This is a genomic window from Nocardioides sp., assembly GCF_044226765.1.
Lineage (GTDB): Bacteria > Actinomycetota > Actinomycetes > Propionibacteriales > Nocardioidaceae > Nocardioides.
Genome location: NZ_JBGAGJ010000001.1, coordinates 183016 through 206317 on the forward strand (window position 1 = coordinate 183016; position 23302 = coordinate 206317).

General features: G+C 73.8%; 20 protein-coding genes. 11 read left to right on the forward strand and 9 right to left on the reverse strand.

The features are described 5' to 3' along the window. Nucleotides 1–111 precede the first annotated feature (111 nt). The gene (locus ACILRH_RS00890; protein ID WP_395690246.1) at nucleotides 112–1035 is read right to left on the reverse strand and encodes a diacylglycerol/lipid kinase family protein; all 924 of its coding nucleotides are present in this window, start codon (nucleotides 1033–1035) and stop codon (nucleotides 112–114) included. Beyond that, nucleotides 1032–2636, reverse strand: coding sequence for an FAD-binding oxidoreductase (locus tag ACILRH_RS00895; RefSeq protein ID WP_395690247.1), 1605 nt, complete (start codon nucleotides 2634–2636; stop codon nucleotides 1032–1034). Before ACILRH_RS00895 ends, ACILRH_RS00890 begins: the two co-directional genes overlap by 4 nt. 17 nt (nucleotides 2637–2653) lie before the next feature. Here ACILRH_RS00895 and ACILRH_RS00900 point away from each other — a divergent pair, with 17 nt between their 5' ends. The 5 genes from ACILRH_RS00900 to ACILRH_RS00920 all read left to right on the forward strand — a co-directional run bounded on the left by ACILRH_RS00900 (nucleotide 2654) and on the right by ACILRH_RS00920 (nucleotide 7627). Further along, nucleotides 2654–3268 carry a TetR/AcrR family transcriptional regulator gene (locus tag ACILRH_RS00900; RefSeq protein ID WP_395690248.1) on the forward strand — a complete coding sequence of 205 codons (615 nt, stop codon included), beginning with the start codon at nucleotides 2654–2656 and terminating at the stop codon, nucleotides 3266–3268. Next, nucleotides 3265–4854 (forward strand): glycerol-3-phosphate dehydrogenase/oxidase, encoded by a 1590-nt coding sequence (locus ACILRH_RS00905; protein WP_395690249.1) that lies wholly within the window; start codon nucleotides 3265–3267, stop codon nucleotides 4852–4854. The genes ACILRH_RS00900 and ACILRH_RS00905 overlap by 4 nt, the downstream gene beginning before the upstream one ends. Before the next feature lie 72 nt (nucleotides 4855–4926). Then, a complete protein-coding gene (locus ACILRH_RS00910; protein ID WP_395690250.1) occupies nucleotides 4927–5916 on the forward strand; it encodes a sigma-70 family RNA polymerase sigma factor in 990 nt (329 codons plus the stop codon). 7 nt (nucleotides 5917–5923) lie between these two features. After that, on the forward strand, nucleotides 5924–6499 hold the full coding sequence (locus ACILRH_RS00915; RefSeq protein WP_395690251.1) for a TIGR03086 family metal-binding protein: 576 nt from the start codon (nucleotides 5924–5926) through the stop codon (nucleotides 6497–6499). 117 nt (nucleotides 6500–6616) lie between these two features. Continuing rightward, complete coding sequence (locus ACILRH_RS00920; protein ID WP_395690252.1) at nucleotides 6617–7627, forward strand: LuxR C-terminal-related transcriptional regulator; 1011 nt, start codon at nucleotides 6617–6619, stop codon at nucleotides 7625–7627. Nucleotides 7628–7634: 7 nt separating this feature from the next. Here ACILRH_RS00920 and ACILRH_RS00925 read toward each other — a convergent pair whose 3' ends face one another. Continuing rightward, nucleotides 7635–8615, reverse strand: a complete 981-nt coding sequence (locus ACILRH_RS00925; RefSeq protein ID WP_395690253.1) for a DUF2332 domain-containing protein — start codon at nucleotides 8613–8615, stop codon at nucleotides 7635–7637. A gap of 105 nt (nucleotides 8616–8720) precedes the next feature. Between ACILRH_RS00925 and ACILRH_RS00930 the strand changes: the two genes are divergently transcribed. Continuing rightward, nucleotides 8721–9680, forward strand: coding sequence for a hypothetical protein (locus ACILRH_RS00930; protein WP_395690254.1), 960 nt, complete (start codon nucleotides 8721–8723; stop codon nucleotides 9678–9680). Between the two features lie 127 nt (nucleotides 9681–9807). Here the strand turns inward: ACILRH_RS00930 and ACILRH_RS00935 are convergent, their stop codons facing one another. Next, on the reverse strand, nucleotides 9808–11265 hold the full coding sequence (locus tag ACILRH_RS00935; RefSeq protein WP_395690255.1) for an NAD-dependent succinate-semialdehyde dehydrogenase: 1458 nt from the start codon (nucleotides 11263–11265) through the stop codon (nucleotides 9808–9810). A gap of 377 nt (nucleotides 11266–11642) precedes the next feature. On the opposite strand from ACILRH_RS00935, the gene ACILRH_RS00940 reads away from it, so the two are divergent. Continuing rightward, nucleotides 11643–13742, forward strand: a complete 2100-nt coding sequence (locus ACILRH_RS00940) for an elongation factor G-like protein EF-G2 (protein ID WP_395690256.1) — start codon at nucleotides 11643–11645, stop codon at nucleotides 13740–13742. A gap of 132 nt (nucleotides 13743–13874) precedes the next feature. Here the strand turns inward: ACILRH_RS00940 and ACILRH_RS00945 are convergent, their stop codons facing one another. The 4 genes from ACILRH_RS00945 to ACILRH_RS00960 form a co-directional block, all read right to left on the reverse strand. Continuing rightward, nucleotides 13875–15761, reverse strand: coding sequence for a penicillin-binding transpeptidase domain-containing protein (locus ACILRH_RS00945; protein WP_395690257.1), 1887 nt, complete (start codon nucleotides 15759–15761; stop codon nucleotides 13875–13877). A gap of 45 nt (nucleotides 15762–15806) precedes the next feature. After that, on the reverse strand, nucleotides 15807–17522 hold the full coding sequence (locus ACILRH_RS00950; RefSeq protein ID WP_395690258.1) for a DEAD/DEAH box helicase: 1716 nt from the start codon (nucleotides 17520–17522) through the stop codon (nucleotides 15807–15809). Between the two features lie 63 nt (nucleotides 17523–17585). Continuing rightward, the gene (glmS, locus tag ACILRH_RS00955) at nucleotides 17586–19415 is read right to left on the reverse strand and encodes a glutamine--fructose-6-phosphate transaminase (isomerizing) (RefSeq protein WP_395690259.1); all 1830 of its coding nucleotides are present in this window, start codon (nucleotides 19413–19415) and stop codon (nucleotides 17586–17588) included. A 54-nt stretch (nucleotides 19416–19469) separates the two neighbouring features. Then, nucleotides 19470–19739, reverse strand: coding sequence for a hypothetical protein (locus tag ACILRH_RS00960; RefSeq protein WP_395690260.1), 270 nt, complete (start codon nucleotides 19737–19739; stop codon nucleotides 19470–19472). A gap of 271 nt (nucleotides 19740–20010) precedes the next feature. Here ACILRH_RS00960 and ACILRH_RS00965 point away from each other — a divergent pair, with 271 nt between their 5' ends. The 3 genes from ACILRH_RS00965 to ACILRH_RS00975 all read left to right on the forward strand — a co-directional run bounded on the left by ACILRH_RS00965 (nucleotide 20011) and on the right by ACILRH_RS00975 (nucleotide 21875). Next, on the forward strand, nucleotides 20011–20145 hold the full coding sequence (locus ACILRH_RS00965; RefSeq protein ID WP_395690261.1) for a hypothetical protein: 135 nt from the start codon (nucleotides 20011–20013) through the stop codon (nucleotides 20143–20145). A gap of 154 nt (nucleotides 20146–20299) precedes the next feature. Further along, nucleotides 20300–20884: a YceI family protein gene (locus ACILRH_RS00970; protein ID WP_395690262.1), complete on the forward strand. Its 585-nt coding sequence runs from the start codon at nucleotides 20300–20302 to the stop codon at nucleotides 20882–20884. A gap of 88 nt (nucleotides 20885–20972) precedes the next feature. Continuing rightward, nucleotides 20973–21875 (forward strand): GNAT family N-acetyltransferase, encoded by a 903-nt coding sequence (locus ACILRH_RS00975; RefSeq protein ID WP_395690263.1) that lies wholly within the window; start codon nucleotides 20973–20975, stop codon nucleotides 21873–21875. Nucleotides 21876–22178: 303 nt separating this feature from the next. Here ACILRH_RS00975 and ACILRH_RS00980 read toward each other — a convergent pair whose 3' ends face one another. Continuing rightward, nucleotides 22179–22760: a hypothetical protein gene (locus ACILRH_RS00980; protein WP_395690264.1), complete on the reverse strand. Its 582-nt coding sequence runs from the start codon at nucleotides 22758–22760 to the stop codon at nucleotides 22179–22181. Between the two features lie 28 nt (nucleotides 22761–22788). On the opposite strand from ACILRH_RS00980, the gene ACILRH_RS00985 reads away from it, so the two are divergent. Next, nucleotides 22789–23301 carry a hypothetical protein gene (locus ACILRH_RS00985; protein WP_395690265.1) on the forward strand — a complete coding sequence of 171 codons (513 nt, stop codon included), beginning with the start codon at nucleotides 22789–22791 and terminating at the stop codon, nucleotides 23299–23301. Nucleotide 23302 lies beyond the last annotated feature (1 nt).

The window sequence follows — 23302 nt, forward strand, 5'->3', positions numbered from 1 at the left end:
TGAGGGTTCGGACCACGTGAGTTGAGGGTTGTGACCACGCTCGTGGTCCGAACCCTCAACTCAACGGGTCACAACCCCCAACTCAACGGGTCACAACCCCCAACTCAACGGTCAGCCGAGGACCCGCAGGGCGGCGGGGAGGACCTCGACGACCGCGGGGGCGGCGGTGAGGCCGGGGAGCGGGCCCAGGCCCTCGCCGTCGGCGCCGACGGGGATCGGCGAGCGGGCGGTCCCGCACACCTCCACCCGCGACCCGGTGAGGACGGTGACCTCGGGCAGGTGGACGTGCTCGCCGTCGTAGACCTTGGGCAGGGAGCGCATCAGCGCGATCCGGGAGGCGGCCTCGATGACGACCACGTCGAGCACGCCGTCGGTGACCGACGCGGACGGCGCGATCTGCATGCCCGAGCCGTAGTACGCCGAGTTGGCGACGACCACGGTCGCGGCGGCGTACTCGTGCTCGGTGCCGTCGACGCTCACCCGGTAGTGCCCGGGCTGGTAGGTGGCGAGCGACCGCAGCGCCGCGTAGGGGTACTGCAGCGAGCGCGGCAACCAGTGGGCCCGGTCCACGATCTCCGCGGCGCGGGCGTCCACGCCGGCGTACACCGACCCGGCGACCGTCCGCCGCTGCGTCCCGAGGCCGGTGACCGCGAGCAGGTCGATCAGGCGCTCCTCCCCGCCGAGCAGCACCCGGGCCTGCTCCTCCGGCTCGTCCGGGAGACCCAGCATCCGGGCGAAGTCGTTGCCACGCCCGGCGGGGACGATCCCGAGCGTCCCGCCGTGGGTGGCGACCAGCCCGGCCAACGACGACAGCATCCCGTCGCCACCGACCGACACGACGACGTCGCCGCGGCCGACCGCCTCCTCGACCAGCGTCGCCATCGCGTGCGGCCCCGGCGAGTAGGTCACGTCGACGCTCGCCCCCACTTCGCGCAGCTGCCGGGCGACCGGCACCACGGCGCCGGGTGCGGCGCCGCCGCCGGACGTGGGGTTGACCAGGAAGGTGAAGGACCGGCGGTCCTCGGCGGCGGTCACGGGACCAGCACCCCCGGGTTGAGGATGCCCTCGGGGTCCAGCGCGTGCTTGACCGCACGCATGACCGACACCCCGACCGGCCCGATCTCCTGGGCGTACCAGGGCTTGTGGTCCCACCCGACCGCGTGGTGGTGGGTGATGGTCGCCCCGGCCGCGATCATCGCGTCGCAGGCGGCCGACTTGGCCTCCTGCCAGCGGCGCAGCGGCTCGTCGCCCTCGGTGGCCGCCACCGTGAAGTAGAGCGAGCAGCCGGTCTCGTAGACGTGGGAGATGTGGCACAGCACCAGCGCCGGCTCGCCGAGGTGGGCGGTGAGCGCGGCCTTGACGTCGGTGTAGAGCCGGTCGAGGTTCGACCAGAACGTCGCCGTCTCGAGCGTCTCGACCAGCACGCCGGCGTCGAGCAGCGAGTCGCGCAGGTACGGCGCGTCGAAGCGTCCCGCGGCCCACTTCTCCCCCGGCGCGGTGCCGGCGGGGGTGCCGCCGAGGCCGGTGAGCACCGCCGTCACGGCCGCCTGCTTGGCCTCGACCGCCGCGGGCTCGCCCTCGTAGCCGGTGATCATCAGGCACCCCGCGTCGGCCGCGCCCCCGATCGCACCGGGGTCGGCGAGGTTGATCGCCGTCTCCGCCTCGTCGGAGAGCCGCACCACGGTCGGCAGCAGGCCGGCCTGCGCGAGGGTTCGGATCGCGGTCGCACCGTCGGCGAACGACGGCCACCGCCAGCCCTCGTAGACCTTGACCGCCGGCAGCCGGCGCACCCGCACGGTGACGGCGGTGAGCACGCCGAGCGTCCCCTCCGAGCCGAGGAAGAGCTGGCGCAGGTCGGGTCCCGCCGCGCTGGCCGGCGCCGTGCCGAGGTCGATGCGGCCGACCGGGGTGGCGACGGTGAGGCCGACCACGAGCGCGTCGAAGCGGCCGTAGCCCGCGCTGGACTGGCCGCTGGACCGGGTGGCCGCGAAGCCGCCGATCGTCGCGTACTCGAAGGACTGCGGGTAGTGCCCGAGCGTCAGGCCCTCCGCCGCCAGCAGCGCCTCCGCCTCGGGCCCGCGCAGGCCCGGCTCGAGGACCGCGGTCATCGACACGTGGTCGACCGCGAGCAGCCGCTTCATCCGCACCAGGTCGAGGCTCACCACCCCACCGAAGCCCTCCCGGCGGGCGACCAGGCCTCCGGTGACCGCCGTGCCTCCGCCGAAGGGCACCACCGCGAGGTGCCGGGCGGCGGCCACCGCCAGCACGGCCGCGACCTCGTCGTGGTCGCCGGGTCGGACGACGACGTCCGGCGCGTCGGTCAGGTCGCCGGCCCGCGCCCGCAGGAGGTCCGGCGTCGACTTCCCGCGCGTGCGCAACCGCCGGGTCGCGTCGTCAGTACGGACGTGCGCGTCGCCGACCGCCGCCCGCAGGTCGGCCAGGGCGGCCGCGTCGACGGTCGGTGGGGCGAGCGGCGCCTCGTCGACGGCGGGTCGGTCGTCGACGCCGAAGACCATCTCCACCAGGCCCCGGGCCTCGTCGGGGAGCGGCCGCGCGCGGGCGGGGTCGCCCCAGCGGGTCGGGTGCATCTCGGTCTGCTCCGGCAGGTCCTGGCGGCTCACGTTCTGCTGGCTCACGCGTTACACTGTGACACATGACGTCACTTCGTCACAACGCCGACCCTCCGCCCGAGCGGGAGAGCGACCGCGAGAGCGCCTACCTGGACGCGGCGCGGGCCTGCATCCTCGATGTCGGCTGGCGGCGCACCACCCTGACCGAGGTCGCCCGCCGGGCCGGGGTCTCGCGGATGACGATCTACCGCAGCTGGGCGGACATGCCGCAGCTGCTCGCCGACCTGATGACCCGCGAGTGGGGGGAGGTCGTCGCCCTCGCCGTCGCCGCCGAGGACCCGGCCGCCCCCACGGTCGACCGGCTGGTGGGCGACATCGTGGGGACCGTCCAGCGCCTGCGCGAGAACGAGCTGTTCGTGCGCATCGTCGAGCTCGACCCCGAGCTCCTCCTGCCCTACCTGCTCTCGCGGCGCGGCCGGTCGCAGGACGCGATCCTCGACCTGGTGGCGCGCTCGGTGGCCGCCGGCCAGCGCGAGGGCGTCGTCCGGTCCGGCGACCCGGTCGCCATTGCCCGCGGGCTGCTGCTGGCCGCCCACGGCTTCGTGCTGTCGGCGCACACGATGGTCGACGACCGGGTCAGCGAGGAGCAGCTCGACGCCGAGCTCACCCACCTGCTCACGAGGAGCCTGCAGCCATGACCGGCACCAGCACCACGCACACCAGCAGCACCCACACCAGCACCCGGGCGACCAGGATCACGGCCGGCCTCACCGGAGCGCCGGGCGAGGTCGACCTGGTCGTCATCGGTCTCGGCATCACCGGCGCCGGCGTCGCCCTGGACGCGGTGTCCCGCGGCCTCTCGGTGCTCGCCGTCGACGCCCACGACCTGGCCTTCGGCACCTCCCGGTGGTCCTCGAAGATGGTGCACGGCGGCCTGCGCTACCTCGCCAAGGGCCAGGTCGGCGTCGCCCACGAGAGCGCGGTCGAGCGGGGCATCCTGATGGAGGTCACGGCTCCGCACCTGGTCCACCCGATGCCGATGCTCGTCCCGCTGGCCTCGAACGTGAGCCGGCTGCAGACCGCGGTCACCCGGGGTGGCCTGTGGGCCGGCGACCTGCTGCGCCGCGGCGCCCGCACCGACGCCGAGACCCTGCCCAAGCCGCGGCACCTGTCGGTGACCGAGTCGCTGCAGCTCGTCCCCGCCCTGCGGCCCGGCGGCCTGCGCGGCGCGATGCTGGCCTGGGACGGCCAGCTCGAGGACGACGCCCGCCTGGTCGTCACCGTCGCCCGCACCGCCGCCGCGCTCGGCGCCCACGTCCACACGCACGCCCGGGTGCTCGAGGCGACCGGCACCGGCGTCGAGCTGCGCGACGAACTGACCGGAGCGACCCAGCGGGTGACCGCTCGGGCCGTCGTCAACGCCACCGGCGTCTGGGCCGCCGAGCTGGTCGACGGGATCACCCTGCGCCCCAGTCGCGGCACCCACCTGGTGCTGCGCCAGGAGTCGCTGCCGGGCCTCACGATGTCGGTCTTCTGCCCGGTGCCCGGCGAGACCAACCGCTTCGTGATGGTGCTGCCCCAGCCGGACGGGACCGTGTACGCCGGCCTCACCGACGAGCCGGCCGACGGCGAGGTCCCCGACGTGCCCGAGCCGTCCGAGCCCGAGGTCGGCTTCCTGCTCGACGTCGTCTCGGCCGCGTTCTCCCGTCAGCTGCACCGCAGCGACGTGGTCGGCGCGTTCGCGGGGCTGCGGCCGCTGCTGGACCTCGGCCACGAGGGCGGCGACGGCGCGACCGCGGACCTGTCCCGGCGCCACGCGGTGCTCACCAGCCCCACCGGCGTCGTGACCATCGTGGGCGGGAAGCTGACGACGTACCGCCAGATGGCCGAGGATGCCGTCGACGCGGCGGTCGCCCAGGGCGGGCTGGCCGCCGGCGCGTGCCGCACCCGCTCCCTGCCCCTGCTCGGGGCGGCGTCGCGAGCGGAGCTGGCCGCCTCCGAGCTCCCGGCGCGGCTGGTCCGTCGCTACGGCACGGACGCGGCCCTCGTCCTGGAGTCGGCGCGCGAGGTCAGCGGGCTCACCGACGACGAGCTGCTCGCCCCGGTCGCACCCACCGTGCCGGTCACGCTCGCCGAGCTGCTCTTCGGGGTCACCCACGAGGGTGCCGCCGACGTCGGCGACCTGCTCGACCGGCGGACCCGCGTGGGCCTAGTGCCCGCCGACCGCGAGCTCGCCGAGCCCGCCGCTCGCCGGGCCCTGGAGGTCGCGCTCGCGCACCGGTGACGCAGGTCCGCTGCAGGACCGATGAGTTCCGTGGTCGACGCCGGTCTCCCCTGGAGGCAGACTGGAGGAGCCATGACACTCGACCACACTCTCGGGACCGAGCTCGACGACTTCCCGACCCTCACCCAACGCTACGAGCGCGAGCTGCTCGCGCACTGCTACCGGATGTCCGGGTCCGTGCACGAGGCCGAGGACCTGGTGCAGGAGACCTTCCTGCGCGCCTGGAAGGCGGCCGACAGCTTCGAGGGCCGCTCCTCGGTGCGCACCTGGCTCTACCGGATCGCCACCAACGTGTGCCTGACCAACCTCGAGGGCCGGCCGCGGCGCCCGCTGCCCGCCGGGCTGGGCACCCCTGATGCCATGGCCGGTGATGCGCTGGAGGAGAACCACGAGATCGCCTGGCTGGAGCCGGTGCCCGACGCCTCGGTGGTCGTCGCCGAGCGGGACTCGATCCGGCTCGCGTTCGTCGCCGCCCTGCAGCACCTGCCGGCGCGGCAGCGGGCGGTGCTGATCCTGCGCGACGTGCTGCGGTGGTCGGCCGCCGAGGTCGCGGAGGCGCTCGACACGACGACGGCGGCGGTCAACTCCGCGCTCCAGCGCGCGCACGCCCAGCTCGCGGACCGCGGTCTCACCGAGGACACGGTCGAGGCCGACCTCACCCCGGACCAGCAGCGGCTCCTGGAGAGGTACGTCGACGCGTTCTGGCGCAAGGACGTCGACTCGATCGTCAGCCTGCTCACGGCCGAGGCGACCTGGGACATGCCGCCGTTCACGAGCTGGTTCCGCGGCCGCGAGGCCATCGGCTGGCTGATCGGCAACGAGTGCCCCGGCGGCACGCACGACATGCCGATGCTGCCGACCCAGGCGAACGGCCAGCCGGCGTACGGGCTCTACATGCGCACACCGTCGGGCGACTTCGTGCCCTTCCAGCTGCAGGTGCTCGAGCTGGAGGGTGACCGGGTGCGTCACGTGACCGCGTTCTTCGACGCGAGTCTCTTCACCACCTTCGGCCTCCCCGACCGCCTGCCCGCCGACCACGCGCCCGCCACGGCTCCTCGGTGACCCAGCGGTGACCGCGACGCTCGGCGGGTCCGTCGAGCTGCTCGACCGGGCGCTCGGCTACACCCGCGGCCGGCTGTCGACCGTGCACGACGGTCTGCTCGGCCGGCCGACCCCGTGCGAGGCCTGGACGCTCGCCGACCTGCTGGCCCACATGGAGGACGCGCTCGACGCGTTCGCCGAGGCGGCCGGCGGCGCGGTCGAGGTCCGCGGCGGGGCGACGGCCGCGGGTCGGGTCGCGGTGCTGCAGGAGAAGGCGTGCGCGCTCCTCGGCGCCTGGAGCGGACCGGCGCCGGGCGACGTGGTCCTGGCCGTCCGGCCACCGGCCCGCGACCGGGTCGACCTCGGCAGCGGCCTGCTGGTCGCGACCGCGGCGCTCGAGGTGACCGTGCACGGGTGGGACGTCGGGCAGGCGACCGGGTCGCCAGCACCGGTCCCTGAGGCCCTCGCACGGGCGCTGCTGCCCGTCGCGCACGCCGTGGTCGGCCCGGCCGACCGCGGCGTCCGGTTCGCCCGGGCGCGCGCGGTGGACCCCGGTGCGCCCTCCGCGCAGCGGCTGCTCGCCCATCTCGGACGGCGTTGCTGAAGCGCGCGCCCTGAGGAAGTTCCCTCCACGGCGACCCATCTGGACCGCTCTGGACCGCTGGGCCCGTTCCGGCCGTTCCGGGCACCCGGCCGGGCGGTAGTTCCTAGGATTTCACCCATGCTGACGCCGCAGGCGGGCTCCGCCCTGGCATCGGCTCGGGACGGGATCCAGACACCGCAGACCCACGTCGCCCTGGGTGGTACGCACGCACGGGCCGGCGAGGTCGGCCTCGCGCTCGCGCACCTGGAGGCCGCCCGGGAGGACTGGGACGGGCTGGGCGACCTGGACCGCTCCGCCCTCCTCACGGCGGCGGTCGACTGCCGGCTGGCCCGCGGCGAGCTCGGGCCCGCCATGGACGACGCGGAGGCTCTCGGCCCGCTGCTCGACCGGCCCGGCCTGACCGGGGCGTGCGCCCACTTCGGCCGCGGCTCGCTGGCCGCCGCGCTCGGCGACGCAGAGCTGGCCGCCGACCACCACCTGCGCGCCGGCGTGCTCGTGGGGAACGACGACGACCCCGCCCTGCTGCCGTGGCGCACGGAGGCCGCGCTCGCCGCGGTGCGCCTGGGGCGGACGTCCCAGGCCGTCGACCTGGCGCAGGAGCAGCTCGTCCTGGGGCGGGCCGCCGGCTCGCCGTACGCCGTCGCGCTCGGGCACCGTGCGCTGGCCACCGTCGACATGCGCGCCGACAAGGAGCGCACCCTGCGCGAGGCGCGGGCCGTGCTCGCCACGACCCCCGCCGCGCGGCTGGCCGCACAGCTCGACACCGACCTCGCGGGCGTGCTCATCCTCTCCGGCGGGCCGGAGGGGGCGGCGGAGGCGCTGACCCTGCTGCGCCCGGCCGAGGAGTACGCCGGCCGCGAGCAGCTCTACCCCTTGCAGGGCCGGATCCGCCGGCTGCTGGACCGGATCGGCGAGCCGGCCCGGCCGGTGCTCGCCGAGGCCCTCGCCGCCCTGACCGCCGCCGAGGCGCGGGTGGCCACGCTGGCCGCCGGTGGCCTCACCAACCGGGAGATCGCGGGCCAGCTGACGGTCACGGTCAAGGCCGTGGAGTGGCACCTCTCCCGGGTCTACCGCAAGCTCGGGATCCGCTCGCGCACCGGGCTCGCGACCAGCCTCGGCATGGCCTGAGGGCCCCTCACCACCACCGCAGCCACGCGCCGTGCCCGTGGGCGAGGGCGACCGGACGGCCGTCGACCGCGAGGACGAACCCGTGGTGCGGCACCGCGGGGACCGGACGCGCGGCCGTGACCCGGGGCAGGACCTGCGGCGCCTCGTTGCTCACCCAGTGACACCGACCGTCGGCGACCAGTCCGCTCATCAGGTCGTGGAGGCGCTCGCGGTCGTGGGCGCCGAGGTAGGCGGCGACGGCGCTGTGGAAGACGATCGGCCGCGCGTGCCGCCCGGCCTCGTCCACCAGCGCCGGGAGCTCCTCGAGCAGGTCGCCGCGCACCAGCGCGGGCGGGTCGGCGCGCGCGATCTCGATCGCCTGCTCGAGCCGGGCGCGACGAGCACCCTCCTCGGGCCACACCAGCGTCGAGAGCCACCGCATCCGGTCCTCGTCGGCCACGTCGCCGGGGTCGAGGTCGACGCCGCCGCGCCAGGCCACCCGCGGCACCCGGTCCGGCAGGGGCGCGGGCCCGCTGACGTCCGCGGCGAGCACGGGGCCGGCGCCGGCCCGCCGTACGCCGTCCGGCGTCGTCCACGCGTAGGACCACCGGTCGGGGAAGAGCGTGAGACCGGCGCTGGCCCCGGCCTCCAGCAGCGCCACCGGCTCACCTCGGGCCACCTCGGCGAACGCCGGGACGAGGGTCGCCAGACGGCCGACCTCGTTGGTCTGGGTCGACCGCGACCGGATGGTCGCGACGATCGCGCCGTCGTCGCCGAGCAGCGCGTCGCGCAGACCGGCGTACGGCCCCGGCGCGGGCACGCCGTGCCAGCGGGCGGCCGCGAAGACCAGGTTCGGCTGCCGCTTGACCACCGGCAGCCGGTCGAGCCACGCCAGCACCTCCGGGTCGTCGGCGACCCGCGTCGCCCACTCGACGAAGCACGGCGAGCTGCCGCGGGCGTGCGCGGCGAAGTCGAGGTACTGGTCGGTCGCAGCGGCGGTGGGCTCCACCACCCCATGGTGCCCGGGACGCCGCGCCTCAAGTCATCCTCAGCATTCGTGGTCGGCGGCCCCAATCCACCGCGCGCGGAGGCCCCATGCGTCACCATGCTGGGCATGAGGACCTTCGGGGGGCGAAGGGCGTCGGCGTGCGCGCCCGTCCTGGTGACGGCGCTGCTGTCCGCCGCCCTCCTCGGCGGCTGCTCCGGTGCGATCGACCAGGCCCACAGCCTGCAGACCAGGCTGAACCGGATCGACGACGTCGGCAGCGTCAGCGTCACCACGCCCACCCCGTCGAACGGCGCGGCCATCGAGGTCGTCTACAACGGCGACCCGACCGCGCGGGAGCTGACCCGGCTGATCCGGCAGGTCGACGTCCTGGCCGTGGCCGAGAACTACCCGTCGTACCGCCTCGACCTGGTGCCGGCCCGCAACGACGGCGACCGGCTGACCGTGGACGACACGTTCGCCGCGAGCCCGGCGGAGGAGACGGTCCTGCAGAACTGGCTCGACACCACGTCGATCCTGCTCGGCGACCTGCACTACGTCTTCGAGCCGGGGTCGGAGCGGATCTCCGTCGACGCCGGGGCCGGCATCCTGCACGACGTCGGGGAGGCCAGCCGGATCGGCTACGGGACCGCCACCACCGTGTGGACGTTCGCGGACGGCGACGACACCTTCACGGTGACCGGACGGGTGACGTCGGCCGACGTCGTGCTCTTCCAGGACGTGCAGAGCGGCGTCTCCTCCGACGTGCTGCCCGCACCGGCCGAGTCCTGGATGCTGCTGCGGGGGGCGCGGCAGGTCCTGCTCGACCTGGTCGTCGGCTTCCCCGACGGGCCCGTCCCGCCCGAGCAGGTGACGGTCCCGCGGTACGGCGACGCGGTCGGACGCCTCGCCACAGCCGCGACCACGGCCGTCGACACCGCGACCGTGCCGGTGACCATCCGGCTGATCAACCCCACCGCCGACGGCCAGGACGTGTTCGCCGTGTGGCACTCCGACCAGGCGCCGGTGCGCGGCCGCGACCCGCTGTTCCGCGGGTGGGACCTGTGGTTCCGTCAGCTCGCCAGCTGAGGGTCGCCGGGTGGATGAATCCCCGGCTGACCGGGGATTCATCCGGGGTTGTCAGGGACTTCCTGACGTTGTCGGGGGTTGCAACCCCTGACAACGTCAGGGAGAGCCTGACCGGGTCGGCCGGTCGTCAGCCGGCCGGGAGGGCGACGTACGTCGTCTCGAGGTACTCCTCGATGCCCTCGAACCCGCCCTCGCGGCCGAAGCCGCTGGACTTGACGCCGCCGAACGGCGCGGCCGGGTTGGAGATCAGCCCGGAGTTGATGCCGACCATCCCGAACTCCAGCGCCTCGGCGACCCGGATGGTGCGGGCCAGGTCGCGCGTGTAGACGTAGGACGCCAGGCCGTACTCGGTGTCGTTGGCGCGCCGGATCGCCTCGTCCTCGGTCTCGAAGGTGGTGATCGGCGCGACCGGGCCGAAGATCTCCTGCACCGTGATCTCGGCGTCGGCCGGCACGTCGAGCAGCACCGTCGGCGAGTAGAAGTAGCCGGGCCCGTCGGGTGCGGAGCCACCGGTGACGACGCGGGCGCCGCCGTGGATCGCGTCGGTCACCAGCTGCGAGACGCTCTCGACCGCCTTCTCGTCGATGAGGGGTCCGACGTCGACGCCGTCGGCCTGGCCGCGGCCGACCGAGAGCGCGCCCATCCGGCGGCCCAGCTTGTCGGCGAACTCCTCGGCCACAGAGCTGTGGACGAGGAACCGGTTGGCGGCCGTGCAGGCCTCGCCCATGTTGCGCATCTTGGCGATCATCGCGCCGTCGACGGCCGCGTCGACGTCGGCGTCCTCGAACACGATGAACGGCGCGTTGCCGCCGAGCTCCATGCTCAGCCGCTGCAGCTGGTCGGCCGACTGGCGCACCAGCACCTTGCCGACGCCGGTCGACCCGGTGAAGCTGACCTTGCGGAGCCGGTCGTCGCCCTGCAGCGCCTCGCTGAACTCCCGCGTGTGGGTGGTCGTCACGACGTTGAGCACGCCGTCCGGGAGCCCCGCCTCGGTCAGCGTCGCCGCGAGCGCGAGCATGGTCAGCGGCGTCTGGTGGGCGGGCTTGACCACCATCGTGCACCCGGCCGCCACGGCCGGCCCGATCTTGCGGGTGCCCATCGCCAGCGGGAAGTTCCACGGGGTGATGAACAGGCAGGGGCCGACCGGCTTCTTGATCGTCAGCAGGCGGCTGCCGCCACCGGGCGCCTGCATCCAGCGGCCGTGGATGCGGACCGCCTCCTCGGCGTACCAACGGAAGAACTCGGCGCCGTAGGTGACCTCGCCCTTGGCCTCGGCGACGGTCTTGCCCATCTCCAGGCTCATCAGGTGGGCGAACTGGTCGGCGCGCGCGGTGATCAGCTCGAAGGCCCGGCGCAGGATCTCACCACGCTCGCGCGGGGCGGTGGCCGCCCAGGCGGCCTGGGCGTCGACCGCTGCGTCGAGGGCCTCGAGGGCGTCGGCGATCGACCCGTCGGCGACCTCGGTGAGGACCGACCCGTCGGCGGGGTCCAGGACGTCCAGGCGCTTGCCGCCCTCGGCCTCGCGCCACACGCCGCCGATGAAGAGCCCCCGCTGCTCGGGGGTGAGGAGATCGAGTCCGTTCATGGGGCCATCTTGCACCCATCGTTCGACCAATCCTCTGACAGGTGACCAGCCGTCGTGACACCCTGGACGGCGTCGACTTCGAAAGGGAGCACCTTGTCGTCGGCAAGAACCCCTTGCTGACCCCATGCAGCGAGGGGTTCGCCACTGCGGGGCCGGTCCCGGAGCACCCCTCGTTCTCCGGGACGTGTCGCCGCCGCAGGCCGGAGGCCCCGGGGACGCCCGGGGCCTCCGCGCCACTCCTCGGCAGGGTCGCCGGACGGGTGCGCTCGGTCCCGTCCGGGCGGGACCAACAGCCCCTTGCGCGCCTCGCGGATCCGGAGTTGTCTCGGGGGCGAGGCCGCAACGGCGCGGCTGTCTCTCGAGAGGTGTGAGGCACGATGGCGGACAAGGGTGGGAACCGGAGAGCGGCCGGCCAAGATCTCGGGGCGAGCAGCCCGGACCGGATCCGGAACGTGGTGTTGGTGGGACCCGCGGGGTCCGGGAAGACCACGCTGACCGAGACCCTGCTCGCCGCCTCGGGCGCGATCCCTCGCGCCGGCTCCGTGCGCGACGGCACCACCGTCACCGACTTCGAGGAGTCCGAGCACACCCACGGCCGCACCGTCTCCCTCGCGGTCGCCCCCCTCGTGCACGCGGGCACCAAGGTCAACCTGATCGACACCCCCGGGTACGCCGACTTCGTCGGTGAGCTGCGCGCCGGTCTGCGCGCCGCCGACTGCGCGCTCTTCGTCGTCGCCGCCAACGAGGGGGTCGACGACGGGACCCGCGCGCTGTGGCGCGAGTGCGCCGCCGTCGGGATGCCCCGCGTCGTGGTGATCACCAAGCTCGACCAGGCCCGGGCCGACTACGACGGCGTGCTGCGCCAGGCGCAGGCGTCCTTCGGCGACAAGGTGCTGCCGCTCTACGTGCCCGTCCGCTCCGGCGCCGAGGTCACCGGCCTCACCGGCCTGCTCGCGCCCGGCCCGGAGGCCGAGGAGACCGGGCTGCGCGGCGAGCTGATCGAGGCGGTCATCGAGGAGTCGGAGGACGAGACCCTGATGGACCGCTACCTCGGTGGCGAGGAGATCGACGAGGAGGTGCTGGTCGCCGACCTCGAGCGAGCCGTCGCGCGGGCGAGCTTCCACCCCGTCGTACCCGTCTGCTCGATGACCGGCGTCGGCTGCGTCGAGCTGCTCGACCTCGCCGTCCGGGGCTTCCCGTCCCCGGCCGAGCACCCCTCGCCGGAGGTGTTCCTGCCGTCCGGGGCTGCCGCCGACCCGATCGCCTGCGACCCCGGCGGGCCGCTGGTCGCCGAGGTCGTGAAGACGACCAGCGACCCGTACGTCGGGCGGCTCAGCCTGGTGCGGGTCTTCTCGGGCACCCTGGTCGCCGACCAGCCGGTGCACGTCTCCGGGCACTTCTCGTCGTTCTTCGGTGAGGGCGCGGGGCACGCCGACCACGACGAGGACGAGAAGGTCGGCGCGCTGGCCCATCCGTTCGGTCGGCTGCTCAGCCCGGCCGAGCAGGTGGTCGCGGGCGACCTCTGCGCCATCGGCCGACTCAGCCGCGCCGAGACCGGGGACACCCTGTCGAGCGTCGGCGACCCGCGCGTGCTGCGCCCGTGGTCGATGCCCGAGCCGCTGCTCCCGGTGGCGATCGTCGCCCGCAGCAAGGCCGACGAGGACAAGCTGTCCCAGGCCCTGGGGCGGCTCGCCGCGGAGGACCCGTCGCTGCGGGTCGAGAACAACCCCGAGACCCACCAGCTCGTCCTGTGGACGATGGGCGAGTCGCACGCAGAGGTCACCCTCGAGCGGCTCGCCGACCGCTACGCCGTGCACGTCGACCAGGAGCCGTTCGTGGTGTCGCTGCGCGAGACCTTCGCCGGCAAGGCGTCGGCGCAGGGGCGCCACGTCAAGCAGTCCGGCGGCCACGGGCAGTACGCCGTGTGCCAGATCGAGGTCGAGCCGCTGCCCGAGGGCGCGGGCTTCGAGTTCGTCGACAAGGTCGTGGGCGGCGCCGTGCCGCGGCAGTTCATCCCGAGCGTCGAGAAGGGCGTGCGCGCCCAGATGGAGAAGGGCTGCCGGCTCGGCCACCCGATGGTCGACCTGCGGGTCACGCTGCTCGACGGCAAGGCGCACGCGGTCGACTCCTCGGACATGGCGTTCCAGACCGCAGGGGCGCTCGCGCTGCGCGAGGCCGCCGCCGCCGCGTCCGTGACGATGCTCGAGCCCTACGACAACGTCAGCGTCGTGGTGCCCGACGAGATGGTCGGCCCGGTGATGAGCGACCTGTCGGCGCGCCGCGCACGGCTGCTCGGCACCGACAAGGTCGGCGAGGACCGCACGCAGGTGCTGGCCGAGGTGCCGCAGACCGAGCTGGTCCGCTACGCCGTCGACCTGCGCTCCTCCACCCACGGGGCGGGCACCTTCACCCGCACCTTCGCGCACTTCGAGCCGATGCCCGAGGAGGTCGCCCGCACGGTGCCGCCGCGGGACTGAGGCCCGGCGTCGTTCCGGCGGTCGGCCGCCGGGACCCGCGGGCAGGGGTCGTCAGGGGAAGCGTGCAGGACACGCCGGTGTCTCCCGGCGTGTCGTGCGCGTTTCCCCGGTCGACCGGGGAAACGAACGCCGTCAGCGCGCCCCGCGCAGGAAGCCCGCGAGGATCGGGCCGGCGGTGCCGGAGCCGGAGCTGCCGACGTCGACGAGCACGGCGACGGCGAGGTCGCCCTGGGCGGCGATCATCCAGGCGTGGGTGAGCACCTTCCCGCCCCGGTCGAACTCGGCCGTGCCGGTCTTCGCGATCACCGGCGGGCCGGGCACGTCGAGCAGTCCGCTGCCGCTCCCGCTGGTGACCACGGCGCGCAGCATGTCGCGCAGCTGGGCGACCTCCTGGCGGCTCAGCGGCTCGGCCTGCTCGGGCACCGAGACGCCGACCGAGTCGACCAGCCGGGGCACCACGGTGTGCCCGGCCTGCACCGACGCGATGACGGTCGCCATCGCCATCGGCGAGGCGAGGACCGTGCCCTGGCCGATCAGGTCGGCCGCCGCCTCGGTCTGCGACGCCGGCGGGTCGACGCTGCCGAAGTAGGACGGGAAGCCGAGGTCGTGGTCGATGCCGAACCCCAGCGACGCCGCGGCGCCCGCCAGGTCGTCGCCGTGCAGCCGGCCGCGCTGGGAGATGACCGCGGTGTTGCACGAGTTCGCGATGGCGGTGCGCAGCGGCACCCGCCCCAGGGCGCTGCTGGGGTAGTCGTCGTAGTTCTCGAACCGCTTGCCGTCGACCACGATCGACGTCGTGCACGGCACGGTCGACGACGGGGTCAGCCCCGAGCGCAGCAGCGCCAGGCTGCTCACGCTCTTGAACGTCGACCCGGGCGCGACCTGGCCGTACGTGGCGATGTTGTAGCCGTCGTTGCCGGGGCCGTTGGCCGCCGCGAGGATCGCACCGGTCGACGGCCGGATCGCGACGAGGGCGCTGGCCGGCCCGACGTCGGCGAGCTGCCGCTCGGCGAGGCTCTGCAACCGCTGGTCGAGGGTGAGCCGCAACGGCTCCCCGGTGACCGGCTCGACCCGGAAGAGCTCGCGCTCGCGGTCGCGCGGGGCGTCCGCGGTCACCGTCACGCCGTCGGTGCCCTGCAGCTGGTCGTCGTAGCGGGCCTGCAGCCCGGACAGCCCCGCCTGGTCACCGACGTGGTACTTCTCCGGGTCGTCCTTGACCATCTCCGCGGTGACGTCCCCGACCGACCCGAGGATCGGGGCGGCGAACTCCTTGGTCGGGCCGAGCGGGACCTCGTCGGGGATCGCACGCGCCCCGTCGATCGCCCGGTAGCCGGCCTCGGCCGCCTGGGGGACGTCCTCGCGGCGATAGACGATCGCCTCGACGAACGCCTCGTCCCCGGCCGCCTGCACGGCCTTCGCGTACGCCGCCGGGTCGATGCCGAGCAGCTGCGCGAGCCGCCGCGCGGAGTCGGCCGCGCGCGCCGCCGGCACCAGCGTCTTGTCGATGCCGAACCGCAGGACCGGCCGGTCCACGACGAGACCCTGCCCGTGGGCGCCGAGGATGTCGCCGCGGCGCGCGTCGATCGTGGTCGCGTCGAGCACCTCGGTGGCCCGCAGGCTCGGCTCGACCAGGGACCGCTCCCAGGTGACCTCCCAGGCGTCCTCGCCCTCGGTGAGCGGGGCCTGCACCGTGTAGGACCACGGCTTCGGCGCCAGCGGCCAGGTCCAGGTCAGCTCCGCGGTCGTCCCGCCGTCCGCCTCGCTGGTGCTGGCCGACACCGACGGCTCGACGTCTCCCATCCCGTCGACGACGGCGGCGTACTCCTTCGCGGCCTGCTCCGGCGTGGTCGAGCCCGTGAACGGGACCCCGGTGAAGTCGCCGCTCGTCAGGGCCTCGGCGAGAGCGGCGGTGGCGGCGTCGGGGTCGGGGCCGCTCGGCGCGTCGGAGCCTCCCGGGTCGCAGGCCCCCAGCAGCACCGTGCCGACGAGGAGGGCGACCGCGGCCGAGAGTCTGCGCATGCCCTCGGTTCTACCAGTCGGGGCCGACCGCCCGGCCCCGCCGGGTCAGCGGTCCTTCTTGTGCCGCGGCTTCCGGTGCGGCGGCGCACCCGCGTCGGGCTGCAGCTCGATGAGCTTGCCGGAGATGCGGGTGCCGCGCAGCTTGTCCCACGCGCCGGCCGGCAGGTCCACCGGCAGCTCGACCAGGGAGTGGTCGGCGCGGATGTCGATGTGCCCGAAATCCTGACGCGACAGGCCGCCCTCGTTGGCGATCGCACCGACGATCTGGCGCGGCTCGACCTTGTGCCGCTTGCCGACGGCGATCCGGTACGTCGCCATCGGCACGTCACTGCGACCGCGCGGCCGGCGCTCCCGCGGCTCCCGGCGGGGACCGCGGTCGGGCCGCTCGTCCCGCGGCGGGCGGACCTCGTCGGCCGGGTCGAGCAGCAGCGGGGTCTCCCCCTGTGCGACGACGGCGAGCGCGGCGGCCACGTCGACCTCCGGCACGTCGTGCTCGCGGACGTAGTGGCCGATGATGTCGCGGAACCGCTCGATCCGGCGAGTCGCCTGCAGCGCCTCGGTGATGGCGTCGTCGAAGCGCGACAACCGGGTGGCGTTGACGTCCTCGGCGGTGGGCAGCTGCATCTGGGTGAGCGGCTGGCGGGTCGCCTTCTCGATGTGCTTGAGCAGGTAGCGCTCGCGCGGAGTCACGAACGAGATCGCGTCGCCGCTGCGTCCGGCGCGCCCGGTGCGGCCGATGCGGTGCACGTAGGACTCGGTGTCGGTGGGGATGTCGTAGTTGACGACGTGGCTGATCCGCTCGACGTCCAGCCCGCGGGCCGCCACGTCCGTGGCGACCAGGATGTCGAGCTTGCCGGACCTGAGCTGGTTGACCGTGCGCTCGCGCTGGGCCTGCGCGACGTCGCCGTTGATCGCCATCGCGGAGAAGCCGCGCGCCCGCAGCTTCTCGGCGAGCGTCTCGGTCTCGTTCTTCGTGCGGACGAAGACGATCATGCCCTCGAAGTTCTCGACCTCGAGGATGCGCGTGAGGGCGTCGACCTTCTGGGGGTAGGAGACCATCAGGTAGCGCTGGGTGATGTTGGGCGCGGTCGCCGTCTTGTTCTTGACGGTGATCTCGTCGGGATCGGTGAGGTACTGCTTCGAGATCCGCCGGATCTGGGCCGGCATGGTCGCCGAGAACAGCGCGACGTTCTTGTCCGCAGGGGTGTCGGCCAGGATCGTCTCGACGTCGTCGGCGAAGCCCATGTTGAGCATCTCGTCGGCCTCGTCGAGCACGAGGAAGCGCAGCTGGGTGAGGTCGAGGGTGCCCTTCTCGAGGTGGTCCATGATCCGGCCCGGGGTGCCGACCACGACATGCACGCCGCGGCGCAGGGCGCTGAGCTGCACGCCGTACGCCTGGCCGCCGTAGACGGGCAGCACGTGCACGCCCTTGATCCGCGCGGCGTAGCGCTCGAACGCCTCGCAGACCTGGAGCGCGAGCTCGCGGGTCGGGGCGAGGACCAGCGCCTGGGGCGCCTTCTGGGACAGGTCGAGCCGGGAGAGGATGGGCAGGGCGAACGCGGCGGTCTTGCCGGTGCCGGTCTGCGCCAGGCCGACCACGTCGCGTCCGGCGAGCAGCGGCGGGATGGTCGCGGCCTGGATGGCCGACGGCGTCTCGTAGCCGACGTCGGCCAGGCCCTTGAGCACGGGCTCGCTGAGACCGAGGTCGGCGAACGTCACCTCGGGCGTGGTGGGGTCGTCCTGGTGGTCCTCGTTGCTCACCCGCCAACGGTAGTGGCTGCGCGCACCCGCGCCACCTTCGTCGTCGCGGTGGGCTGGCTCACGTCACTCGACGGTGACCGACTTGGCCAGGTTGCGCGGCTTGTCGATGTCGTGCCCGAGCGCGAGCGCGGCGTGGTAGGCGAGCAGCTGCAGCGGCACGACGAGCAGGATCGGGTCGAGCTCCCGCTCGTTGCGGGGTACGACGACCCGCTCGGCCGCCCCGTCCGGCAGTCCGCCCAGGTCGACGCCCTCGTGGGTCAGCACGACCAGCGGCCCGCGACGGGCGGCGATCTCGTGCAGCGCTGCCACGTTGCGCTCGGCGAGCTCGTCGTCGGGGACGATCGCGACCGTCGGCACCTCCGGCGAGATCAGGGCGAGCGGGCCGTGCTTGAGCTCGGAGGTCTGGTAGGCCTCGGCGTGCCGGTAGGAGATCTCCTTGAACTTCTGGGCGCCCTCACGGGCGACCGGGAAGCCGCGGACCCGGCCGACGAAGAACAGGCTCTCCGCACCGGCCAGCCGGCCGGCGAGCTCGGCGAGCTGGTCCTCCTGGGCCAGCACCTGCTCGATCTGCTCGGGGAGCCTCTGGAGCCCGGCGATCAGCCGGCGGCCGTCGGCGATCGACAGGTCGCGGACGCGGCCGAGCTGGAGCGCGAGGAGCGCGAACCCGAGGAACATGTTCGTCAACGCCTTGGTCGAGGCGACCGCGACCTCGGGCCCGGCGTGCAGGTAGATGCCGCCGTCGCACTCGCGGGCGATCGCGCTGCCGACCACGTTCACCAGGCCGATCACGCGGCCGCCCTTGCGGCGCACCTCCTGGACGGCGAGGAGGGTGTCGATCGTCTCGCCCGACTGCGACACCGCGACGTAGAGCGTGTCGGGCTCGATGATCGGGTTGCGGTAGCGGAACTCGCTGGCCGCCTCGGCGTCGGCCGGGATGCGGGCCAGCTCCTCCAGCAGGGCCGCACCCATCTGCCCGACGTAGTAGGCCGAGCCACAGCCGAGGATCTTGACCCGCCGGATCGCCCGCGTCTCGCGGGCGTCCATGTTGAGCCCGCCGAGGTGCGCGGTGCCGAACCGTTCGTCCAGCCGGCCCCGCAGCACCCGCTCCGCGGCGTGCGGCTGCTCGTGCATCTCCTTGCGCATGAACGACTCGTGCTCGCCGGCGTCGTACTCCGCCGGGTCGATGTCGAGGGTCGTGGCGTCGCGGGCGGTGCGGGTCAGGTCCAGGCGGTACGTCGTGAAGCCGCTCGCGGTCACGGTCGCGATCTCGCCGTCGTCGAGGTGGGCGACGGTCGTGGTGTGGCGCACGATCGCGGCGAGGTCGGACGCGACGTACATCTCGCGCTCCCCCACCCCGACGATCAGCGGGCTGCCGTTGCGCGCGACGACCAGCCGGTCGGGGAAGTCCACGTGCAGCACCGCGAGGCCGTAGGTGCCCTCGACCGCCGACAGCGCGTCGCTCACCTTGCCCTCGAGGGTGTCGGCCTCCGACCGGGCGACCAGGTGGGCGACCACCTCGCTGTCGGTGTCGCTGGCGAGCTCGACGCCCTCGTCGCTCAGGCGCTGCCGCAGCGCGGCGGCGTTGTCGATGATCCCGTTGTGGACCACGGCCACCAGGCCCTTGGCGTCGGTGTGCGGGTGGGCGTTGACGTCGTTCGCCGGCCCGTGCGTGGCCCAGCGGGTGTGGCCCACCCCGACCTTGCCCGCGAACCGCTTCGGCAGCGCCTCGCTCAGGTCACGCACCCGGCCGGCGCGCTTGGCGACCTTCAGGCCGGTCGTGCCGAGCACGGCCAGGCCCGCCGAGTCGTAGCCACGGTGCTCGAGGCGGGTGAGCCCCTCCGTGAGCAGCGGTACCGCCTGCTGGCTCCCGATGTACCCGACGATTCCGCACATCCGATGATTCCTCTCGAGCTTACGTGGGTGAGCAGGTCCGCTCCGCGGTCCTGCTCACCCGTAGACGATGCGCCGCAGCTGGCGCTCGGTGAGCAGCGGCGCGGCCACGACGCGGCCGGCCAGCTCCTCGGCGATCCGGGGGAAGATCTCGTCGTTCCTCGCCCCGAAGGTCTTCAGGTGTGCGTGCCGGCGGCGGACGTAGTCCTCCACCGGCTCGGCGTGGAACGCCACCACGTCCTCGACCACCCGCGCCGCCTCGGCGGGCGACAGGCTGGTGCTCGCCACGATCCGCGCGACCAGCGCGGGGTCGGGAGGCGTGGGCACCCGACGATCGTGCGTCGAGCGGCGCGTTCTCGCAAGTTCCTGCCCGGAATCGGGCAGAAATGCCCTGTTGTCACGGCCAGTGGTCCCGTCGAGGCGGAGCCGAGGGGCCCGCGCCGAGATCGGCATCCGGGCGAGTGGGGGGGACCGGCGACGACGCGCCGATCAGACCGGCCCGGAGTGGGGGCCGAGACCGGAATCCGCGGTCCGCTGGCCATCGAAGTGGGTATGGGCTATTCTGGGTGAACAGAAGGTGAACAGGAGGTGACCACCGATGATCCAGAAGGACAACAACCTGGTCCAGGGCTGGGTGACGGTCACGGACTCCACCGGCCGGACCACACTCGAGTCCCGCTGGTTCGAGGTGTCCCACGCCGCCGCGCCGACGCACGTCGTCCACGCCGCCTGACCAGCTCCGCTTCGTCGACCCGCCCGTGTGCACGGGCGGGTCGACGCATGTCTAGACCAGGTTTCGGATACCGGGAATGAACCGGACCGCGGTCCGGTTCGGGTAGTCAAAGCTTCAATGACACCACCCCCGCCCCGACACCGAGGAGACACCGATGACCACGTCCCGCCACGCCGACCAGTTCGACGCCCCCACCGCCGCCGTCGAGGACATCTCCGGCGACTACACGCTCGACCCCACCCACACCCGGATCGGCTTCAGCACCCGGCACGCGATGGTCACCACGGTCCGCGGCCAGTTCACCGAGTTCTCCGGCACCGCGCACGTCGACGCCGCGAACCCGGGCGCCTCGAAGGTCGCGCTGAGCATCCAGACCGCCAGCATCGACACCGGCGTGGCCGACCGCGACGCGCACCTGCGCTCGGCGGACTTCTTCAACGCCGACGAGAACAAGGAGATCACCTTCGTCTCCACCCACGTCGAGCGCAACGGCGACGACTGGGTGATCACCGGTGACCTGACGATCAACCAGATCACCAAGCCGGTCACCGTCCCCTTCGAGCTCACCGGCTCCGCCCAGGACCCGTTCGGCAACCTGCGCATCGGCTTCGAGGGCGGCACGGCCATCAGCCGCAAGGAGTGGGGCGTGACCTGGAACGCCGCGCTCGAGACCGGCGGCGTGCTGGTCTCGGACAAGATCAAGCTCGAGTTCGACGTCTCGGCCATCCGCAACGCCTGAGCGCGCGCAGCCTGAGCAGCGTGCTCGACCCGTCGAGGGCCCGGTATTCCAGTGGGATGCCGGGCCCTCGCACGTGCACAATCGGCCGGTGATCCCCGACCTGCCTCCCGGACTCGTCGCCCGTCCGCTCGAGCTGACCGACGCCCACGCCGTCTTCGAGGTGATGGCCGCGCAGGAGCTCGCCGACCTCGGCGTCGTCTCGATCGAGGCGGCCGACATCGTCGCCGACTGGCAGCGCCCGTCGTTCGACGTGTCGTCGAGCACCTGCGGGGTCTTCGACGGCGAGCGGCTCGTCGCGTACGCCGAGGTGATGGACGGCTCGCGCGCGGACGCGGCCGTCGACCCGGCGTACCGCGGTCGCGGCGTCGGCACGGCCCTGGTCGGCTGGGTCCGGCAGCGGGCCCGGGACCGCGGCATGGCGCGGGTCCGGCTGCCCGCCGCTCTCGGGTCGCCGGCCGACCGGCTGCTGGAGTCGCTCGGGTTCGCCGTGTGGTGGGAGCTGTGGGAGCTGTTCCTGCCCGAGGGCGCGGAGATCCCGGCGCGTCCGCTCCCGGCCGGCCACGTGCTGCGCGAGGCGACCCCCGAGGACTACCCGGCGGTCTGGACGGTCCTCGAGGACGCGTTCCTCGAGTGGACCGACCGCGAGCGCACGCCGTACGACGACTTCCTGGCCTCGGTCGTCCGACGCCCCGGCTTCGAGCCGTGGCACCTGCGCGTGGTGACCGACCCCGACGGCGGCGTCGTGGGCGCGATCAACGTCGTGATGTTCGGCGGCGACGAGGCCTACGTCAACAAGGTCGCCACCCGCGCGGACCGCCGCGGCGAGGGCATCGCCCAGGCGCTGCTCGCCGACGCGTTCGCCGTCGCCCGGGCCCACGGCGCGAACCGCTCCGGCCTCTCGACGGACTCCCGGACCGGGGCCCTGGGGCTCTACGAGAAGGTCGGCATGCGGGTCACCTCGACCTGGGTGATGCGCGGCGTGGAGCTGTAGGGCGGTCGGCGGATGCGGCCCCTCACCTTGTCGCAGCTTCATCACGGTATGCAGGCGAACCTGCACTCCCCACGGCATGCCCACCATGGGAAGTGCAGGTCCACCGACAGACCATGATGAAACTGCGCCCGAGAAGCCCGGGCTGGACGGCGGGAGGACCGCGCCACCACCTGTCGCAGGTTCACCAAGGGATGCAGGCGAACCTGCACTCCCCACGGCATGCCCACCATGGGAAGTGCAGGTCCACCAACAGACCATGATGAAACTGCGCCCAGTGGGACCGGGCACCACCGGCCAGCGCGCTCATGGCCGGACCGTGGTCACCACCGTGGTCACCGAGGGCCGTCGCGGGGTCGAGGAGAAGCCGAACCGCGGAGCCGGGTCGACCGGTGCGAGTGATCCCAGGTCGACGCCGTCGAAGGACCCGCGCACCGCGATGACCGCCCGGTGGTCGGTCGCGCCGTAGTACTCGCGGCGACCCCCTCCCGCCGAGCCCCGGGTGCGGACGCCGCGGAGCACGACCCGGGCGACGGGGTCGGTCAGGGTGCACCAGGCCGGAGCCTCGGCGAGCCGGGCCGGCACCAGGCGCAGCAGCCGACCGAGGGCGGTGCGGCCACCGGCGGTGACGTCGAGCGTCAGCGACGGCGACGCGAACCACCACCCGTCGACCGTCACCGGCTCGACGCGCACCTCGTCGAAGACGTAGGTGCCGGCCACGAAGTCGGCGACCTCCTGCGTCGGTGCGACCAGCACCCGGTGGCCCGACGGCGTCTCGACCATCGCGTCCGCGAAGGCGCCGTACGGCGACGCGTCCCACCGCCCGACGACCACCCGGACGCCGCTGGTGGTGCCGACACCGGCGATCGCGCCGCGGAACGTGCTCACGCCGGCCAGCATGCCGCACACTTCCCCGGTGACGACGTTCTCGGCAGCCGCGCAGCTCGACCGTCCCCCGCCCTCCGCCTGGGCCCTGGCCTGGATGTGCCTGGCCGGCCAGGTGCTCGCGCTGGCCGCGCGCGGCCCGAGCCGCTCCGACCCCGTCTGGGTGCTCCTGTCGATGGTGCTGAGCGCGGCCGTCGTGGCGTGGGTGTCGGCCGGCGTGCTCCGCGCGCGCACCGGCCGGCTGGTGCTGGTCTGGATCGTCTTCGGGATCCAGCTCCTCCTGGTCGTCGCAGGCCTCGCGACCGGCGAGTCCGGTCTGGCCGCCGCCCTCGAGGTCGTGCCCGCCGTCGGTCAGGCCGTCGCCCTCTGGTGCTTCTGCCGCACCGACTGGTTCCGTCAGGAGCGCGAGCGCGGCGGCGACGAGGCCGGCCGGCCGTCGGTCGCCGGCCTCGTGCTCGTCGCCGTCGTCGTGGGCGCCCTCGGCGGCTTCACCGCCCCGGCCACCGGCGACAACCCACCCCAGCAGCTGCGGGTCGGCCTCTGAG

Excerpts from the sequence above, each read along its gene's own strand:
- ACILRH_RS00940 (WP_395690256.1), top strand. The coding sequence starts at position 11,643 with ATGGCGGACAAGGGTGGGAACCGGAGAGCGGCCGGCCAAGATCTCGGG.
- ACILRH_RS00910 (WP_395690250.1), top strand. The coding sequence starts at position 4,927 with ATGACACTCGACCACACTCTCGGGACCGAGCTCGACGACTTCCCGACC.
- ACILRH_RS00965 (WP_395690261.1), top strand. The coding sequence starts at position 20,011 with ATGATCCAGAAGGACAACAACCTGGTCCAGGGCTGGGTGACGGTCACG.
- ACILRH_RS00970 (WP_395690262.1), top strand. The coding sequence starts at position 20,300 with ATGACCACGTCCCGCCACGCCGACCAGTTCGACGCCCCCACCGCCGCC.
- ACILRH_RS00945 (WP_395690257.1), bottom strand. The coding sequence starts at position 15,761 with ATGCGCAGACTCTCGGCCGCGGTCGCCCTCCTCGTCGGCACGGTGCTG.
- ACILRH_RS00930 (WP_395690254.1), top strand. The coding sequence starts at position 8,721 with ATGAGGACCTTCGGGGGGCGAAGGGCGTCGGCGTGCGCGCCCGTCCTG.
- glmS (WP_395690259.1), bottom strand. The coding sequence starts at position 19,415 with ATGTGCGGAATCGTCGGGTACATCGGGAGCCAGCAGGCGGTACCGCTG.
- ACILRH_RS00920 (WP_395690252.1), top strand. The coding sequence starts at position 6,617 with ATGCTGACGCCGCAGGCGGGCTCCGCCCTGGCATCGGCTCGGGACGGG.
- ACILRH_RS00900 (WP_395690248.1), top strand. The coding sequence starts at position 2,654 with ATGACGTCACTTCGTCACAACGCCGACCCTCCGCCCGAGCGGGAGAGC.
- ACILRH_RS00935 (WP_395690255.1), bottom strand. The coding sequence starts at position 11,265 with ATGAACGGACTCGATCTCCTCACCCCCGAGCAGCGGGGGCTCTTCATC.
- ACILRH_RS00905 (WP_395690249.1), top strand. The coding sequence starts at position 3,265 with ATGACCGGCACCAGCACCACGCACACCAGCAGCACCCACACCAGCACC.